Annotated in this window: 15 protein-coding genes; 7 read left to right on the top strand and 8 right to left on the bottom strand. The window is 44.7% G+C overall.

Annotated elements, in window-relative coordinates:
- Positions 1-44: 44 nt before the first annotated feature.
- Positions 45-2,093, bottom strand: coding sequence for a methionine--tRNA ligase (metG, locus tag BN1209_RS02905; protein WP_045751924.1), 2,049 nt, complete (start codon positions 2,091-2,093; stop codon positions 45-47).
- A 118-nt stretch (positions 2,094-2,211) separates the two neighbouring features.
- On the opposite strand from metG, the gene apbC reads away from it, so the two are divergent.
- Positions 2,212-3,300 carry an iron-sulfur cluster carrier protein ApbC gene (apbC, locus tag BN1209_RS02900; protein ID WP_045750872.1) on the top strand — a complete coding sequence of 363 codons (1,089 nt, stop codon included), beginning with the start codon at positions 2,212-2,214 and terminating at the stop codon, positions 3,298-3,300.
- Positions 3,301-3,358: 58 nt separating this feature from the next.
- Here apbC and pgl read toward each other — a convergent pair whose 3' ends face one another.
- On the bottom strand, positions 3,359-4,072 hold the full coding sequence (gene pgl, locus BN1209_RS02895) for a 6-phosphogluconolactonase (protein ID WP_045750871.1): 714 nt from the start codon (positions 4,070-4,072) through the stop codon (positions 3,359-3,361).
- Positions 4,073-4,180: 108 nt separating this feature from the next.
- Here pgl and gnd point away from each other — a divergent pair, with 108 nt between their 5' ends.
- The 4 genes from gnd to BN1209_RS02875 all read left to right on the top strand — a co-directional run bounded on the left by gnd (position 4,181) and on the right by BN1209_RS02875 (position 9,783).
- Positions 4,181-5,104, top strand: coding sequence for a phosphogluconate dehydrogenase (NAD(+)-dependent, decarboxylating) (gnd, locus tag BN1209_RS02890; protein WP_045750870.1), 924 nt, complete (start codon positions 4,181-4,183; stop codon positions 5,102-5,104).
- 83 nt (positions 5,105-5,187) lie between these two features.
- Positions 5,188-6,696, top strand: coding sequence for a glucose-6-phosphate dehydrogenase (gene zwf / locus BN1209_RS02885; RefSeq protein WP_045750869.1), 1,509 nt, complete (start codon positions 5,188-5,190; stop codon positions 6,694-6,696).
- Between the two features lie 112 nt (positions 6,697-6,808).
- Complete coding sequence (dcd, locus tag BN1209_RS02880) at positions 6,809-7,384, top strand: dCTP deaminase (protein WP_045750868.1); 576 nt, start codon at positions 6,809-6,811, stop codon at positions 7,382-7,384.
- Between the two features lie 158 nt (positions 7,385-7,542).
- A complete protein-coding gene (locus BN1209_RS02875) occupies positions 7,543-9,783 on the top strand; it encodes an arginine/lysine/ornithine decarboxylase (protein WP_045750867.1) in 2,241 nt (746 codons plus the stop codon).
- Between the two features lie 79 nt (positions 9,784-9,862).
- Here BN1209_RS02875 and BN1209_RS02870 read toward each other — a convergent pair whose 3' ends face one another.
- From BN1209_RS02870 to BN1209_RS02850, 5 genes are read right to left on the bottom strand one after another with little or no spacing between them, the layout of a single operon-like run.
- Positions 9,863-10,345: a dihydrofolate reductase gene (locus BN1209_RS02870; protein WP_045750866.1), complete on the bottom strand. Its 483-nt coding sequence runs from the start codon at positions 10,343-10,345 to the stop codon at positions 9,863-9,865.
- A 1-nt stretch (position 10,346) separates the two neighbouring features.
- Positions 10,347-11,141: a thymidylate synthase gene (locus tag BN1209_RS02865; protein ID WP_045750865.1), complete on the bottom strand. Its 795-nt coding sequence runs from the start codon at positions 11,139-11,141 to the stop codon at positions 10,347-10,349.
- Between the two features lie 33 nt (positions 11,142-11,174).
- A complete protein-coding gene (thrC, locus tag BN1209_RS02860; RefSeq protein WP_045750864.1) occupies positions 11,175-12,608 on the bottom strand; it encodes a threonine synthase in 1,434 nt (477 codons plus the stop codon).
- On the bottom strand, positions 12,605-13,921 hold the full coding sequence (locus BN1209_RS02855) for a homoserine dehydrogenase (protein WP_045750863.1): 1,317 nt from the start codon (positions 13,919-13,921) through the stop codon (positions 12,605-12,607). Before BN1209_RS02855 ends, thrC begins: the two co-directional genes overlap by 4 nt.
- A gap of 27 nt (positions 13,922-13,948) precedes the next feature.
- Entirely contained in the window at positions 13,949-15,178 is a 1,230-nt protein-coding gene (locus BN1209_RS02850) for a pyridoxal phosphate-dependent aminotransferase (protein ID WP_045750862.1), read from the bottom strand.
- A gap of 56 nt (positions 15,179-15,234) precedes the next feature.
- Here BN1209_RS02850 and BN1209_RS02845 point away from each other — a divergent pair, with 56 nt between their 5' ends.
- Together BN1209_RS02845 and rlmF are read left to right on the top strand one after the other, a co-directional pair.
- Positions 15,235-15,660: an Mth938-like domain-containing protein gene (locus BN1209_RS02845; RefSeq protein ID WP_320408776.1), complete on the top strand. Its 426-nt coding sequence runs from the start codon at positions 15,235-15,237 to the stop codon at positions 15,658-15,660.
- Positions 15,661-16,539, top strand: coding sequence for a 23S rRNA (adenine(1618)-N(6))-methyltransferase RlmF (rlmF, locus tag BN1209_RS02840; RefSeq protein ID WP_045750861.1), 879 nt, complete (start codon positions 15,661-15,663; stop codon positions 16,537-16,539).
- Positions 16,540-16,599: 60 nt separating this feature from the next.
- Here rlmF and fabB read toward each other — a convergent pair whose 3' ends face one another.
- A complete protein-coding gene (fabB, locus tag BN1209_RS02835; RefSeq protein WP_045750860.1) occupies positions 16,600-17,817 on the bottom strand; it encodes a beta-ketoacyl-ACP synthase I in 1,218 nt (405 codons plus the stop codon).
- Positions 17,818-17,829 lie beyond the last annotated feature (12 nt).

Genomic DNA, 17,829 nt, shown 5'->3' with positions numbered 1-17,829 from the left:
ACAAAAAGCCCGCTTGCGCGGGCTTTTTGTTGGCTAATGCCGTGTTACTTAACGCGCATTCCCGCTTCAGCACCGACATCTGGTGACAAGATAAACGGGCCACCGCGCTCATCACTTGCAGCAAGCACCATGCCTTCAGACATCCCAAATTTCATCTTACGCGGTGCAAGGTTCGCCACCATGACCGTCAAGCGGCCAACCAATGTCACAGGGTCGTAAGCTGATTTAATCCCTGCAAATACTTGGCGTGGTTTTTCTTCACCGATATCTAAACTCAAGCACAAGAGCTTTTCAGCCCCCTCCACATGCTCGGCATTCACGATTTTCGCGATACGCAAATCCACCTTGGTAAAATCATCAATCGAGATATAGTCGCCAGCATTTTCAGACACCGCAGGCGCAGGTTGAGCAGTTGGCGCAACGGATTGTTGTAACGTTTCTTTATTGGCTTCAGTCATGGCTTCAATGTGTTTCGGATCAATTCTGGTAATTAAATGGTTGTATTCGTTAATTGCATGACCATCCGCAAATGAATCATTCACGCTAGCCCATGTAAGCGGGGCAATATTCAAGAACTGCTCAATATTGCCTGCCAAATCAGGCAAAGCTGGTTTTAAATAAAGTGTTAATAAACGGAACATTTCAAGCGCGCTTGAACAATCTGCATTTAATTTAGCTTGCGCTGCATCGCCCTCTTGCTTAGCCACGACCCAAGGCGCAGCCTCTGCCACATCAGCATTAGCCAAATCCGCCAAACGCATAATTTCACGCAAAGCACGGCTGTAATCACGCGCTTCATAAGCTTTAGCAATTTCAGGTGCTGACGCTTTGATCGTCTCTACCACAACATGACTCTTCGCTGAAACTAACTTGCCTGCAAAACGCTTATTGATAAAACCCGCCGTACGACTCGCAATATTGATGTACTTACCTACCAAATCACTATTTACCCGCGCAACAAAGTCTTCCAAATTCAAATCAATATCTTCCATGCTACCGTTCAGCTTAGCTGCATAGTAATAACGTAAATACTCAGGATTTTTGATGTGATCTAAATAACTGCGGGCAGTAATAAAGGTGCCGCGAGATTTGGACATTTTTTCGCCGTTCACGGTTAAGAAACCATGAGAGAACACTTGCGTTGGTTTGCGATAGCCTGAATATTCAAGCGTTGCAGGCCAGAATAAAGCATGGAAATACAAAATATCTTTACCAATAAAATGATAAAGCTCAGTTGTTGAATCCGCTTTCCAGTACTCATCAAAATCTAGGCCATTTTTAGCACATAAATTCTTAAAGCTAGCCATATAACCAATAGGCGCATCTAACCAAACATAGAAGTACTTATCTGGTGCATCAGGAATCTCAAAACCAAAATATGGTGCATCGCGTGAAATATCCCAATCAGATAATTTATTCTCGCCCGCCTCGCCTATCCACTCGTTCATTTTGTTGGCAGCCTCTTGTTGAAGAGTGCCGGAGCGCGTCCAGCCTCGTAAGAAGTGACTACACTCTGAAAGCTTGAAGAAATAATGTTCCGTTTCTTTACGAACAGGCGCCGCGCCAGAAACTGCTGAGAAAGGGTTAATCAATTCAGTTGGGTTGTAAGTGGCGCCGCAGACCTCACATGAATCACCGTATTGATCTTTCGCATGACACTTAGGACACTCGCCTTTAATAAAACGGTCTGGCAAGAACATGTTTTTAACTGGGTCATAAAACTGTTCAATGGTTTTGGTCGCAATCTTGCCATTGGCTTTAAGCGCTTTATAGATACCGCTTGCGAGCGCTTTATTTTCTGGCGAGTTGGTTGAGTAGTAATTATCAAACTCAACTAAGAACTCTGAAAAGTCTGCAAAATGCTCTGTATGCACCTTGGCAATCAAAGCTTCAGGGGTAATGCCCTCTTTTTCAGCGCGCAACATAATCGGGGTGCCGTGGGTGTCATCTGCACAAACATAATGCACGGTATTACCTTGCATCTTCTGAAAGCGAACCCAAATGTCGGTTTGAATATACTCAACCAAATGGCCTAGATGAATACTGCCATTGGCATAAGGAAGTGCAGAGGTGACCAGAATTTTACGGCTCATGAATTTCAATCTATGTATAAATTGTTCGAATACGCCCATTTTAACAAATGACGGGCGCTTTCACATGCGTTAAAATTACCTTAATCTTTTACTCAAGAATTATTGCAAGGAAAAGCAAATGGCAATTTCGGAATTAGACGTTCAAAACACGCTTAAAACATTGGTAGACCCAAACACTGACGCTGACTTTGTAAGCAGTAAATCTGCAAAGAATATTCAAATTAACGGTAGTGACGTGTCAGTAGATATTGTGCTTGGTTACCCTGCAAAAAGCGTACTTGCTGAATTGAAAGCACTCGTTGAAAACAAATTAGCGACGATTGCAGGCATCGGCAAGATCACTGTCAATATCGGCAGCCGAATTGTTCCGCACAGCGCGCAACGAGGCGTACCCCTTATTCCAAATGTAAAAAACATCATCGCCGTAGCGTCAGGCAAAGGCGGCGTTGGCAAATCAACCACTGCGGTAAATATTGCTTTAGCACTTGCTGAAGAAGGCGCTAATGTAGGCATTTTAGATGCTGATATTTACGGCCCTAGCCAACCACAAATGTTGGGCATTTCAGGCAGGCCAGACAGCGCGGATGGCAAAAGCATAGAGCCGATGCAAGCCCACGGCATACAAGCGATGTCGATAGGCTTCTTGGTTGACGTTGACACGCCTATGGTATGGCGCGGTCCAATGGTCACAGGCGCATTAGAGCAATTGTTACGCGACACACGCTGGAAAGATTTAGATTATTTAATTATCGACTTACCGCCGGGCACTGGCGATATCCAACTCACCCTGTCACAAAAAGTACCAGTAACAGGCGCGATTATTGTGACAACACCACAAGACATTGCCTTATTGGACGCACGCAAAGGCCTCAAAATGTTTGAAAAAGTAGGAATTCCGATTTTAGGCATTGTTGAAAACATGAGCACGCATATCTGCTCAAAATGCGGCCATGAAGAACATATTTTTGGCGCAGGTGGTGGCGAGGCAATGTGTAAAGACTACAACGTGGACTTGCTCGGCAGCCTGCCTCTCGACATTAAAATTCGTGAGCAATCAGATGGCGGCAAACCAACCGTGATTAGCGAACCAAATAGTCAAATCGCTGGCATTTACAAACAAATCGCCAGAAAGACAGCCTCTAAACTCTCTCAACTCGCCCTAGACCACAGCAGTAAATTTCCAAATATTGTGATTCAGAATACCTAATAAAAAAGCCCCGAATTTTCGGGGCTTTTTTATGGCAATCTAGAATGCAACACTGGGCCTAAAAAGTCACGCCATAACAATAAACATCCACGCCATTTTCAGGGGTAATTAACGTAGCAGGAATCGCAACACCATTTCGCCAATGATTGACCGCATCTTGTTTACCCGCACCAGTCACCAAAAAGATCACTTCACGCGAATTGCTTAAACGTTGCTGACTGACAGTAATACGATCTGCAGGCGGTTTTGGCGCATCAAATACAGGCACTGCATCGGCTGAATTATCGACTGCTTGATTAGGAAATAAGCTTGCCGTATGCCCGTCTTCACCCAAACCTAACAGCACCAAATCAAACGTTGGCACACCAGCCAAGGTTTTGGCATAAGCTTTAGCACCTTCAATATTACCTAACTCTGCAGGAATGTCGTGGATTTGATTAGCCGGAATGCTCACATGATTGAGCCACGTGGTGCGAGCCATCAAACTGTTGCGTTCAGAATTATCCACTGGCAAACAGCGGTCATCGTTATGATAAACATGCCAATTTGCCCAATCGGCTTTTGCATCTTTCAGCAAAGCGTAAATGCTTTTAGGCGTTGATCCGCCGGCTAGAACGATAGAAAAACGACCACGATTAGCAATTGCTTCATTTGCTGCAGCTAAAATTCGTTTTAATGTAGTTTGGTTAATGGCATCTTGCGTTTCAAAATTGTGCCATCGACTTATTTGGCAGGGGGGTTTTGGGGAGTTTTCTTGGTTTGTATTTTGCATCATGCAAAGCCTTCACGTTATAATTACAGACTTATTCAATAAATCAATTTAGCCCGCCATCTTACCCAAAAGGACGATGGCAGACTACATCCTAACCAAGGAAAATTAATGAAACTAGCAATGATAGGTTTAGGCAAGATGGGTGGCAACATGACGACTCGCTTGCTTCGTAGTGGTATTGAAGTGGTTGGCTATGACAGAAGTGTGGAAGTCGTCACTAAATTAGTCGACACTGAGGGTATGACTGCTGCCAGCTCAGTGGCTGATGCAGTTTCAAAGCTAGGGGAATCTGGCGAAAAACGCATTGTTTGGCTAATGTTACCAAGCGGCGAACCGACCGAAATTCAAATTCAAAATCTTGCTGAGATGCTTGCTAAGGGCGACATCATTATTGATGGCGGCAATTCTAACTACAAAGACAGTCAACGTCGTGGTGCTTGGCTTGCAGAGCGTGGCATTGGATTTATGGATGCTGGAACCTCTGGCGGCATCTGGGGATTGGAAAACGGCTACTGCTTGATGGTTGGCGCAACCCCTGAAATTGCTAAAGTAGTTGAACCCATTTTGATTGCGCTTGCACCTTCGAAAGAAAATGGCTGGGCACACGTGGGACCAATTGGATCAGGCCACTTCACTAAGATGATTCACAACGGAATTGAATACGGCATGATGCAAGCAATGGCCGAAGGATTAGATTTGCTAAAAGGCAAAACAGACTTCAATTTAGACCTCGCACAAATCACAGAACTATGGCGTCATGGTTCTGTTGTCCGCAGTTGGTTGCTGGATTTAACTGCCGATGCACTAAAAGAAGACCAAGAGTTATCTGCGGTTGCCCCTTATGTGGCCGACTCTGGCGAAGGTCGCTGGACAGTGATGGAGTCAGTTGAACAAGGCGTTGCTGCGCCAGTGCTAACGCTAGCGCTTCAAGCGCGATTCAGAAGCCAAGATGCAACTGGTTACAGCTACAAATTGCTATCTATGATGCGTAATGGCTTTGGTGGTCACTTTGTTAAGTCAGTCAACGACTAAGCGCATCAAAAGTTAAACATATCATCGCGGCCAACATCAGATTGGCCGCTTATTAATACCGAAACTTTAGGAAACTTGAAGTAATGAGCAAACAAATTGATCCTTGTACCCTTGTTTTATTTGGCGCTAGCGGCAACCTATCTCGCCTGAAGCTAATTCCAGGCCTTTTTCGTTTGGATGCTGCTGGTCGTTTACCAGACCACATGGCGATTTTATCTGTCGGCCGTGGTGACGTTGCCCGAGAAGATTGGCACAAAGAAATCAAAGGCATGTTGGATGCTAAATTTAAAAATGGCTACGACAAGCAAGTATTCGAGCGTTTTTTAAATCGTAACCATTACCATGCTAATCCGCCAACGGATCCTAATGCTTTCGAAAAAATGCGTGACCGACTCAGTGATGAGAAAGTGTTCCCGCAAAACCTGGCTTATTTCTTGTCTGTTCGCCCGACTGACTTCGCCCCAGTGGTGGAGCAGCTCTCAGCGGTGGGCTTGCTAGATGAGAGCAAATACTGGCGCCGTGTATTGATTGAAAAACCGTTTGGCACAGACTTAGCCAGCGCGCAAGATTTGCAATCAAAAATCACTAAGCACTTGAAAGAAAGCCAAATTTACCGTATCGACCATTACCTCGGTAAATCAGCGATTCAAAACATCATGCTTACTCGCTTTACCAATGCGATTTTTGAGCCGCTTTGGAATAACGGTCATATCGACCATGTGCAAATCACTAACAATGAGACATTAGGCGTTGGCGAACGCACCACTTTCTACGAAGCAACGGGCGCACTTCGTGACATGTTCCAAAGTCACTTGCTACAAACCTTAGCTTTGGTGGCCATGGAAAAACCAAAAGACCTGACGCCAGACAGCATCCGTGCAGAAAAAATCAAGGTGCTAGAATCTATTCGCCCAATCGACTTAGAAAACTTCAACAAACAAGTTTTCCGCGCACAATATGCGGCAGGCCGTGTTTGTGTAGGTGATGGTCATGGTGAAAATGTGCCTGGCTACTTAGAAGAAATAAAACGTGATGGTCTTGGCGATACAAGCTTCACAGAAACTTACGCTGCCGTTAAGCTGTTTATTGATAGCCCACGCTGGAAAGGTGTTCCTTTCTACGTTCGTACTGGCAAACGTATGCACGAAGGCAATACTGCGATTGCCATTCGCTTTAAACAATCTCCACTCGAGCTTAAACAAGGCCAACATCACAACTGGCTAATTATCAACATCCAACCACGTGAGTGCATAAAAATTGAGATGGAATCTAAGATTCCAGGTCTAGATATTGCAACACGCACCATGAGTCTTGATGGCGCCCAACGCCAACAAGGCGATGAAACAATCGACTCGTATGAAACATTGATGTTGAACTTGATGGAGGGCGATCCTTCACAATATCTACACATCAGTGAAGTGGAAGCACAATGGCGCTTGGTTGACCAAATCGTGAATGCGTGGGCAAAGGACAAAACACCATTGCATCAATACCGCGCTGGCGACCGTGATCCAAAAGAGTCTAGCGTGATTTTTGAAGCGGAAGATCAGTTCTGGCGTTACAGCATTGAACTAGGTGGCGACGCGCACTAAACTGGGTTTTAGCTATCATAAAATGCCTGCGCGAACTGTCAGTAAAATGGCATAATGCGTGGGCATTTTAATTTTGTTATTTTTGTTTTTTTAATGAATGGTTGAGTGAAAAATGAGCATTAAATCGGATAAATGGATACGCCGCATGGCTGAACAACACGGCATGATTGAGCCGTTTGAGCCTAAGCAAGTTAAAACCAATGCTGCTGGAGAACGTTTAGTGTCATACGGCACTTCAAGTTATGGCTACGATATCCGCTGCTCAAAAGAATTCAAACTATTCACGAACATTAATAGCACGATTGTTGATCCCAAAAATTTCGATCCAAACTCATTTGTCGAAGTGAATGCAGATTACTGCATTATTCCACCTAACTCATTTGCCCTTGCGCGTACTGTTGAGTACTTCCGCATTCCACGTAATGTACTAACAGTTTGCTTAGGTAAATCTACTTATGCGCGTTGCGGCATTATCGTGAACGTCACGCCATTCGAGCCAGAATGGGAAGGTTATGTCACACTAGAATTCAGCAACACCACCCCGCTTCCAGCCAAAATCTACGCAAACGAAGGATGCGCACAAGTGTTATTCTTTGAAGCAGATGAAGACGATGTTTGTGAAACGAGTTATAAAGATCGTGGCGGCAAATATCAAGGCCAAGTCGGCGTGACATTACCTAAAATCTAACTTTAGCCCGACAACGCCAAACAGAAATTTACTTTTGTTGGATGAAACGCAAGAAGCCGCACAGCGAATAACGCTGGCATATCAGTAAGATAGACAAGGAATGAGCGAGCACGCGACGCAGCGATTCGCCATCAAAATAAATTTATGAAGGCATTGAAATGAAATTTAGATTTCCTATCGTAATCATCGATGAAGACTTTCGCTCTGAAAACTCTTCAGGCCTAGGCATTCGTGTTCTCGCAAAAGCGATTGAAGAAGAGGGCTTCGAGGTCTTAGGCGTGACCAGTTATGGAGATCTGACCTCTTTTGCACAGCAACAAAGTCGAGCATCGGCCTTTATTTTGTCGATTGATGATGAAGAAATCGTAGAAGAAAAACCAGAAGCGATTGAGCAGCTTCGGACATTCGTGACGGAAATCCGTTACCGCAACGAAGAAATCCCTATTTTCTTGCACGGCGAAACACGCACTTCACGTCATATTCCAAACGACGTACTACGGGAATTACACGGCTTCATCCACATGAATGAAGATACGCCAGAGTTTGTGGCACGCTTAATCATTCGTGAAGCTAAAGCTTATTTAGATAGCTTACCACCGCCATTTTTTAAAGCCTTAACGCATTACGCGGCTGACGGCTCTTACTCATGGCACTGTCCTGGACACTCTGGTGGCGTTGCATTCTTAAAATCACCAGTGGGTCAAATGTTCCACCAGTTCTTCGGTGAAAACATGCTACGTGCGGACGTTTGTAATGCGGTAGATGAACTTGGTCAATTACTCGATCACACAGGCCCTGTCGCAGCATCAGAACGCAACGCTGCACGCATTTACAACTGTGACCACTTGTACTTTGTCACCAACGGCACATCAACGTCTAACAAGATTGTTTGGAACTCAACCGTCGCGCCAGGTGACATTGTGGTGGTTGACCGTAACTGTCATAAATCCGTGTTGCACTCCATTATTATGACAGGGGCGATTCCTGTCTTTCTAATGCCAACGCGCAATCATTTTGGCATTATCGGCCCGATTCCAAAAGCAGAGTTTGAATGGGAAAACATTAAGAAAAAGATTGAAGCCAATCCATTTGCTACCGATAAAAACGCAAAACCACGTGTCTTGACCATTACCCAATCGACTTACGACGGTGTGCTTTATAACGTAGAAGAAATCAAAGAAATGTTAGACGGCAAGATTGATACACTGCATTTCGATGAAGCTTGGTTACCACACGCCACATTCCATGACTTCTATGGTGATTACCACGCAATCGGTGCTGATCGCCCACGTTGTAAAGAGTCGATGATTTTCTCAACGCAATCTACGCATAAACTATTAGCAGGTCTCAGCCAAGCATCACAGATTTTGGTTGAGGATGCTGAAAACATTCAATTAGATCGTGACGTATTCAATGAAGCCTATTTGATGCACACATCTACCAGCCCACAATACTCAATCATTGCAAGCTGCGACGTAGCCGCAGCAATGATGGAAGCGCCTGGCGGCACGGTACTCGTTGAAGAGTCCATTATGGAAGCCTTGGACTTCCGCCGTGCGATGCGCAAAGTAGATGAAGAATGGGGTGCCGACTGGTGGTTTAAAGTTTGGGGGCCTAATGACCTGTCAGAAGAAGGCATTGAGGAACGCGAAGCTTGGATGCTTAAAGCTAATGAGCGTTGGCATGGTTTCGGCAATCTTGCCGAAGGCTTTAATATGCTTGACCCAATTAAAGCGACCATCATCACCCCAGGCTTGGACGTGGATGGTGACTTTTCTGATGAATTTGGCATTCCAGCCGCGATTGTCACTAAATACTTGGCTGAACATGGCGTGATTGTTGAAAAAACTGGCCTCTATTCATTCTTTATTATGTTTACGATTGGCATCACTAAGGGCCGCTGGAACACTATGGTGGCGGCGCTTCAACAGTTCAAAGATGATTACGACAAGAATCAACCACTGTGGAAGGTGTTGCCTGAATTTGCGGCGAAATACCCACGTTATGAACGTACAGGCTTGCAAGATTTATGTACGCAAATTCATGAAATCTACAAACAAAATGATGTCGCGCGCTTAACCACTGAAATGTATCTATCAAACATGGTACCTGACATGAAACCGACTGATGCATTCGCAAAAATGGCGCACCGTGAGATTGACCGTGTATTGATTGATGAACTAGAAGGACGCATTACTGCTGTATTGCTCACCCCTTACCCACCGGGCATCCCGCTATTAATTCCGGGCGAACAGTTCAACGCGATTATCGTGAATTACTTGAAATTTGCACGTGAATTCAATGAGCGCTTCCCAGGTTTTGAAACTGACGTTCACGGCTTAGTGAAACAAGTGGTCGATGGCAAGGCGATGTACTATGTCGACTGTGTGGCAGCATAGACCGATAAAGATCACCTGATCGGATAATAAAAAAGCGCTTAAACCATAAGCGCTTTTTTATTATCTAAAACTTTATAACCTAGCCCCGCTGATAAGTCAGATAACTGAAGCCTAAGCCGTTCTCAGCCTGATGGCTTTCACGCTCTACAACTTGCCATTCAGCCACATCAAATTCAGGGAAAAAAGCATCGCCCTCATACTCCGCATCAATCTCAGTAATGTAGAGCTTTTTAGCAAGCTTTAAGCCATCTTTGTATAGCTCTGCACCACCAATCAAGAATGCTTCATTGTCGTCACCACAAGCAGTAATAGCGGCTTCAAGGCTATGGACAACTATTGCACCTGCCATCTTGTAATCTGGATTGCGTGTGACGATGACCGTGGTTCTGCCGGGTAATAAGCGGCCAAGAGAATCAAAGGTTTTGCGACCCATAATAATATGATGGCCGGTGGTTAAAGCCCGGAAGCGTTTGAGATCTTCAGGAAGATGCCAAGGCAAGGTGTTGTTGACACCAATCACCCTATTTTTGGCGATTGCCACAATCAGAGATAAATCACTCATGCTAAACCGCGACTATGCCTTTAATTGGCGGATGTGGGTCGTAGCCTTCTAGCGTGAAATCTTCAAATTTAAAGTCAAAAATATCGTTGACATCCGGATTGATGTGCATAGTTGGCAAAGCACGCATATCGCGGGTAAGTTGCTCATTCACTTGTTCAAAATGGTTGCTGTAGATGTGCGCATCACCGAGCGTATGCACGAAATCACCAAGCTTTAAACCGCACACTTGCGCCACCATCATGGTGAGCAATGAATAAGAGGCAATATTAAATGGCACGCCCAAGAAAATATCAGCACTACGCTGATAAAGCTGGCAGCTTAATTTACCGTCCGCCACATAAAACTGAAAGAAAGCATGACAAGGTGGCAACTTCATTTGGTCAACATCTGCGACGTTCCAGGCGGAGACAATCAAACGGCGTGAGTCAGGATTATTCTTAATCATGTTCACCACTTGCGTGATTTGGTCGATATGTGTGCCATCTGGCTTAGGCCAATTGCGCCACTGATAGCCATAAACAGGGCCTAAATTACCATTTTCATCGGCCCATTCGTCCCAAATGCGCACACCATTTTCTTTTAGATAGGCAATATTTGTACTGCCCTGCAAAAACCAAAGTAGCTCATGAATGATGGACTTTAGATGGACTTTTTTAGTCGTGAGTAGCGGAAAGCCTGCATTCAAATCAAAACGCATTTGGTAGCCAAAAACAGAAACCGTGCCAGTGCCGGTTCTATCTTCTTTTTTATTACCATACTTAAGAACATGACTAACTAAGTCTTGATATTGTTTCATACTGGCTCCGTCAAAATGACTCTCACTTGACTATTAAGTATTCGCGACTAAATAAGCTTTAATTGCATCCACATCAGCATCCATCACTTCAAAGCGTTGAGGCAGATCCTCTATTCCTTGTAATGGCTCTGGACGTTCTGGCGAGTGACCTAGCGCTTCAATAATGGCATCTTCGAATTTAATAGGCAAAGCCGTTTCTAATACCACCATTGGCGTATTCATATCCCGCAACTCTAGCGCCACTTTCAAACCGTCTGCGGTATGCGTATCAATCACTACGCCATATTTAGCTTCAGCCTCTCGAATGACAATCATGCGATGAAGATGATTACTGCTACCTGAAACAAACCCATAACTGGCAATCTTGTCGAACAAGCCAGCTTGCTTGATATCAAAAGCGCCGCCTGCATCAACAGAAGACCATAGTTCGCGAACCTTAGCAGCATCACGTCCCGTTAAGTCGAAAACAAAACGCTCAAAATTGGATGCCTTACTAATATCCATAGAAGGGCTTGAGGTGTGGTAAGTGTTCGCTGAGCCACGCGGACGATACACGCCTGTTTTAAAGAACTCATCAAGCACGTCATTCTCATTAGTTGCCACAACTAATTTATCAATCGGCAAGCCCATCATGCGAGCAATATGGCCTGCGCATACATTACCAAAGTTACCAGATGGCACAGCAAAGCTTACTTTTTCGCTATTGTTTTGCGTGACCGCAAAATAGCCTTTGAAGTAGTAAACCACTTGTGCCGCAACACGGGCCCAGTTAATTGAATTCACTGCGCCTATCTTATTTGCAGCCTTGAAAGCATGGTCATTAGACACTGCTTTCACAATGTCTTGCGCATCGTCAAACACACCCTTCACGGCGATATTGAAAATATTCTTATCTTGAAGACTAAACATCTGGGCGGCTTGGAATCGACTCATTTTTTGGTGTGGCGAAAGCATGAATACGCTCACACCTTTTTTGCCACGCATTGCATATTCAGCTGCAGAGCCAGTATCGCCAGAGGTCGCGCCTAAGATATTAGTGGTCTCCCCTTTTTTAGCGAGTACATATTCGAACAAATTACCAAGCAACTGCATGGCCATATCTTTGAATGCCAACGTTGGGCCATTTGAAAGCGATAACAAATACAGGTTATTTTCGAGCTTGAGTGTAGGCGTAATATCCTCTGCATTTTGCCCTTTACGCGTATAGCAATAAACCTCGGCGCGATAAGTCTTGTCAACAATGGTGCGGAGATCTTGCGCTGGAATATCTTGCTCATCGATTAAACGACTTAAAACTGTGAAGGCTAAATCACGGTAATTCATGCCACGCATGGCGCTTAAATCAGCATCGCTAAATTGCGGATAGCTTTCAGGCAAATACAAGCCACCGTCTGGCGCTAAACCGCCAAGCAAAATTTCACTAAAACTTAAAGCAGGCGACTGCCCACGGGTGCTGATGTATTTCATTTGTTTAATTCTTCCATACGCAATTTCACGACTGCGCCATCAATCGCTGGCAAAGCTTCAATGGCTTGAATTGCAGCATTCATATTCTTTTCAACCGTAATGTGCGTCAAAATCACAATATCCGCCTCAGTCTCACCATCTTGCGGTTCTTTTTGCATCATCGCATCGATAGAGATTTGTCTATCACCTAAGATCTTGGTCACTTCTGCCAACACTCCAGGCTTATCTGAAGCACGCATACGCAAATAGTAAGCAGTACTAATTTCACTAATCGGCAAAATGGGCGTGTTCTCAGTGGCAGAAATATCGTGATAGGCCAAATAGGGAACACGATCTTGGATGCTGGTATTTTGCATACGCGCCACATCCACCAAATCAGCAATGACCGAACTTGCAGTTGGCTCTGAGCCAGCACCAGCACCATAATAAAGCGTAGGGCCTACCGCATCTCCTTTTACTACCACGGCATTCATCGCGCCATTGACATTCGCAATTAAGCGCTTTTCAGGAATCAAGGTGGGATGCACACGAATCTCAATGCCATTAGCGCTATGTTTAGTCATACCTAACAATTTAACGCGGTAGCCTAGCTCCTCAGCATAGCGAATGTCTTTGCTCTCAAGCTTAGTAATACCTTCGGTATAAACTTTATCAAACTGCATCGGAATACCAAATCCAATCGCCGACATAATCATCAGCTTATGCGCAGCATCGATACCCTCAACGTCAAAAGTGGGATCTGCTTCTGCATAACCAAGACGCTGAGCCTCACCAAGTACATCAGAGAAAGCTAGGCCCTTATCACGCATTTCTGTCAGGATAAAGTTAGTAGTGCCGTTAATAATGCCTGCAATCCACTCAATTTTATTCGCGACCAAACCTTCACGCAGCGCTTTAATAATAGGAATCCCGCCTGCAACAGCCGCTTCAAAAGCCACAATCACGCCTTTGGCTTTTGCTGCTGCAAAAATCTCGTTGCCGTGTGTTGCAATTAGGGCCTTATTCGCTGTCACTACATGCTTACCATGTTCAATCGCTTTTAAGATTGCATCTTTGGCCAGCGTGTAGCCCCCAATCAATTCAACAACAACATCCACATTCGGGTCTGTGACTATCGACATCACATCATCGGTGACTTCAACTTGTCCGTTGGTTAGTTTTTTTGCAAGCTCAAGGTTACGATCTGCTACTTTCACAATTTCAATCTTGCAACCAGCACGACGTGAAATTTCTTCTTGATTACGCGTTAATACTGCGTATGTGCCACCACCTACTGTGCCTATACCAAGCAAACCAACTTTTAATGACTTCATCTATTCATGTACTTTCGTTAACGTTTGTTATTTTGTGCCGTGCTGTTTTCTGTATTGATCCAAGAAACGTGCCACTCTTGTCATTGCTTCTTTCAAGTCATCAACATTCGGCAAAAACACCACTCGGAAATGATCTGGTGTTTTCCAATTAAACCCTGAGCCTTGTACCAATAACACTTTTTCCTCTAAGAGCAGGTCAAGAATGAACTGCTGATCATCCTCAATCGGATACATTTTAGGATCAAGTTTAGGAAAAAGGTACATGGCGGCTGCAGGCTTGTAGCAGGTAACGCCAGGAATAGCGGTGAGCATGTCATAGGCGAGGTCGCGCTGTTTACACAAACGACCCTCTGGAGAGACTAAATCATTGATGCTCTGATAGCCCCCCAGTGCAGTTTGAATACCTAGCTGGCCAGGCACATTGGCGCAAAGGCGCATCGAGGCAAGCATATTGAGACCCTCGATATAATCTTTAGCGTGTTTTTTCTCGCCAGAAATAATTAACCAACCAGCGCGATAACCGCAGGTACGATAATTTTTAGACAACCCATTAAATGTCACGAACAGCACATCATCTGCAAGTGAAGCAATTGATGTATGGGTATGACCGTCGTACAACACTTTGTCATAAATCTCATCCGCAAAAATCACCAAATTGTGATGGCGGGCAATTTCAATAATGCCTTGCAAAATCTCATCAGGATACAAAGCGCCTGTTGGATTGTTGGGATTGATAATCACAATACCGCGAGTATTCGCAGTAATTTTTGATTCAATATCTTTTAGATCTGGCAACCAACCAGAACCTTCATCACAAATATAGTGGCGCGGTGTACCGCCGGCTAAATTAACAGCCGCTGTCCACAAAGGATAGTCTGGCGCCGGCACCAACACTTGATCCCCATTATTCAGCAAGCCTTGCATTGCCATTACAATCAGTTCAGACACCCCATTACCAATAATGATGTCATCAATTGTTACACCATCAATATTCTTTTGCTGTGAGTAATGCATAATGGCTTTGCGAGCAGCAAACAGGCCTTTGGAATCTGTATAACCAGAGGCTTGATCCATATTGCGAATGACGTCTTGTAAGATTTCTTCAGGCGCGGCGAATCCAAATGGTGCTGGGTTACCGATATTCAATTTAATGATGCGTTGACCATCTTCTTCCATCTTTTTGGCACGCGCCAACACTGGGCCGCGAATGTCGTAGCACACGTTATTAAGCTTGGAAGATTTAAGTAAAGGTTGCACGGCAAAAACCTAAGCGGAAAAATGTGTTATCTTACCCGCGAAGGCCATATCAGGCAATGAAACGAGCGATTTTCGGGCTCACTATTCCAGCCGTTCAAACACGAGAAATGACGATGAAGTTACATTTAACCCAAGCAGATGGCAAACAGCTGATTACAGGCTATAGTCCAGACTGGATTTCGATCAACAATTTTGTTTATCCTCAAAGTCTGGTTGTGCTTCCCGAAGCCTTACTTTTAGACTGGATCGTGAATGACTTTGCCGACTTAAATCAATCGCATTTTGAACATCTATTGCCGCATCAGCCTGAAGTCGTCTTACTTGGCACAGGTTCAACACATCGCTTCATCCGTCCAAATCTCATTCAAGCATTAACAGCAGCAAATATTCCTGTGGAATGCATGACGACCGATGCGGCTTGCAGAACTTACAACATCCTGATGGCTGAAGGTCGCAAAGTGGCAGCTGCACTGATTTTATAAATGCACCCAAGAAACAAACATCAAGGTCGATACGACCTTCAATCGCTATCCCTTGCAAATCCATCGCTTAAATCCTTTGTTAAGCTAAACGCTTTTAATGACTTATCTATCGACTTTGCCAATCCAATCGCAGTCAAAGCCCTGAATAAAGCACTGCTAATGCTTGACTACAATATTACAGATTGGGATATTCCAGACCAATTCCTTTGTCCACCGATTCCTGGCCGAGCAGACTACATCCACTTTTTAGCAGACCTAATTGGACACAATCAAACAAGCGTGGTGAAAGGGCTAGATGTGGGTGTGGGCGCGAATGTCATTTACCCATTGATTGGCCATCGTGAATATGAGTGGGATTTTGTAGGTGTAGACATCAATCTTATCGCTATTCAAAATGCTCAGCGCGTGCTGGATAAAAATAACTTGTCCAGCGCAATCGAGTTGCGTTTACAAAAAAATCCCAAGCAAATATTTAATGGCATTATCCGTGAACAAGACTTTTTTGAATTTAGCATGTGCAATCCCCCCTTTCATGCGTCCCTCAAAGACGCACAAGCTGGCACAAAAAGAAAAATGAACGGGCTCGCCAAAACGTCAGGAAACCGACCCTCAAAGACGGAAAATCCCACGCTTAACTTTGGCGGGCAAGCAGAAGAGCTTTATTGTGAAGGCGGGGAAATCAGCTTTATCAATCAAATGATTGAGGAAAGCCAACGTTATCAACATCAGTGCCGCTGGTTTACAACCTTAGTTTCAAAATCCAGCAACTTACCTAAAATCCAACACTTACTCAAAGCATCAAGTGTGAAAAAAACAAATGTTGTTGAGATGTCACAAGGCCAAAAACAAAGCCGTTTTGTCGCTTGGTCATACATGTGATGAACATCTTATCAATAAAAAAGCCGCCTAAAGAGCGGCTTTTTTACTCGCTAAAAACGCTTACAAGTTTTTAGTTGATAGCGTCAATGAAGCGTTTGTACCACCGAAACCAAAGCTGTTAGAAAGCGCCGTTTCGATTTTCACATGATCAATACGCTTGCGGACAATATTCAAGCCTTCAGCCCCAGGATCTAACGTTTCGATATTCGCAGATGCGGCAATGAAGTTATGTTCCATCATGATGAGCGTGTAAATTGCTTCATTCACACCCGCCGCACCAAGCGCGTGACCTGAAAGTGATTTAGTTGAAGCAATGGCGGTATCACTATCCCCAAATACAGCCCGAATCGCTTCCAATTCTTTAGTATCGCCCACTGGCGTACTTGTGCCGTGGGTGTTGATGTAATCTACCTTATCAACACCTTCAATCGCTAGCTTCATGCAACGCTCAGCACCTTCACCACTTGGCGCGACCATATCATAACCATCTGAAGTTGCCCCATAGCCAACCACTTCAGCGTAGATTTTTGCGCCACGGGCTTTCGCGTGTTCATATGCTTCTAATACTAAAATTCCGCCACCGCCTGAGATAACAAATCCATCACGGTCCGCATCATAAGTGCGCGAGGCTTTTTCTGGCGTTTCATTGTATTTACTTGAAAGCGCACCCATTGCATCAAACAAGAATGACATCGTCCAGTGCTCTTCTTCACCGCCACCAGCAAATACAATGTCTTGTTTGCCTAATTGAATTTGTTCTACTCCGGCACCGATACAGTGTGCGCTGGTTGAGCAAGCCGAGCTGATGCCATAGTTGACACCTTTAATTTTCGCGCCAGTTGCCAAGCATGCAGCAATCCCGCTAGACATGGTTTTTGTTACCATGTAAGGCCCAACACGGCGGATGCCTTTCTCAGCAAGGGTATCTGTTGCTTCCAACATGCTTTCTGTCGATGTGCCACCAGCGCCAACAATCAAGCCTGTTCGGACATGAGAGACCATTTCTTCAGGCAAGGCTGCATCCGCAATCGCCTCTTGCATGGCAAGCCAAGTGTAAGCATGGCCCTTGGCCATAAATCGCAAAAGCTTACGGTCAATTAAAGCTTCAACATCAAGATTCTTGATAGAACCGGCCACATGAGAACGTAAACCACGGTCTGCATATTCCTGTTGAAATGTGATGCCTGAGCGGCCCTCATAAAGACTATCTTTCACCTCAGCTTTGTTATTGCCTAAGCTTGAAACAATCCCCATGCCAGTTACGACGACACGACGCATAATACCGTTCTC

Origin of the sequence: Candidatus Methylopumilus turicensis, from assembly GCF_000953015.1 — a bacterium.
Taxonomy (GTDB): Bacteria; Pseudomonadota; Gammaproteobacteria; order Burkholderiales; family Methylophilaceae; genus Methylopumilus_A; species Methylopumilus_A turicensis.
This window is presented reverse-complemented; position numbering and strand designations above follow the sequence as displayed.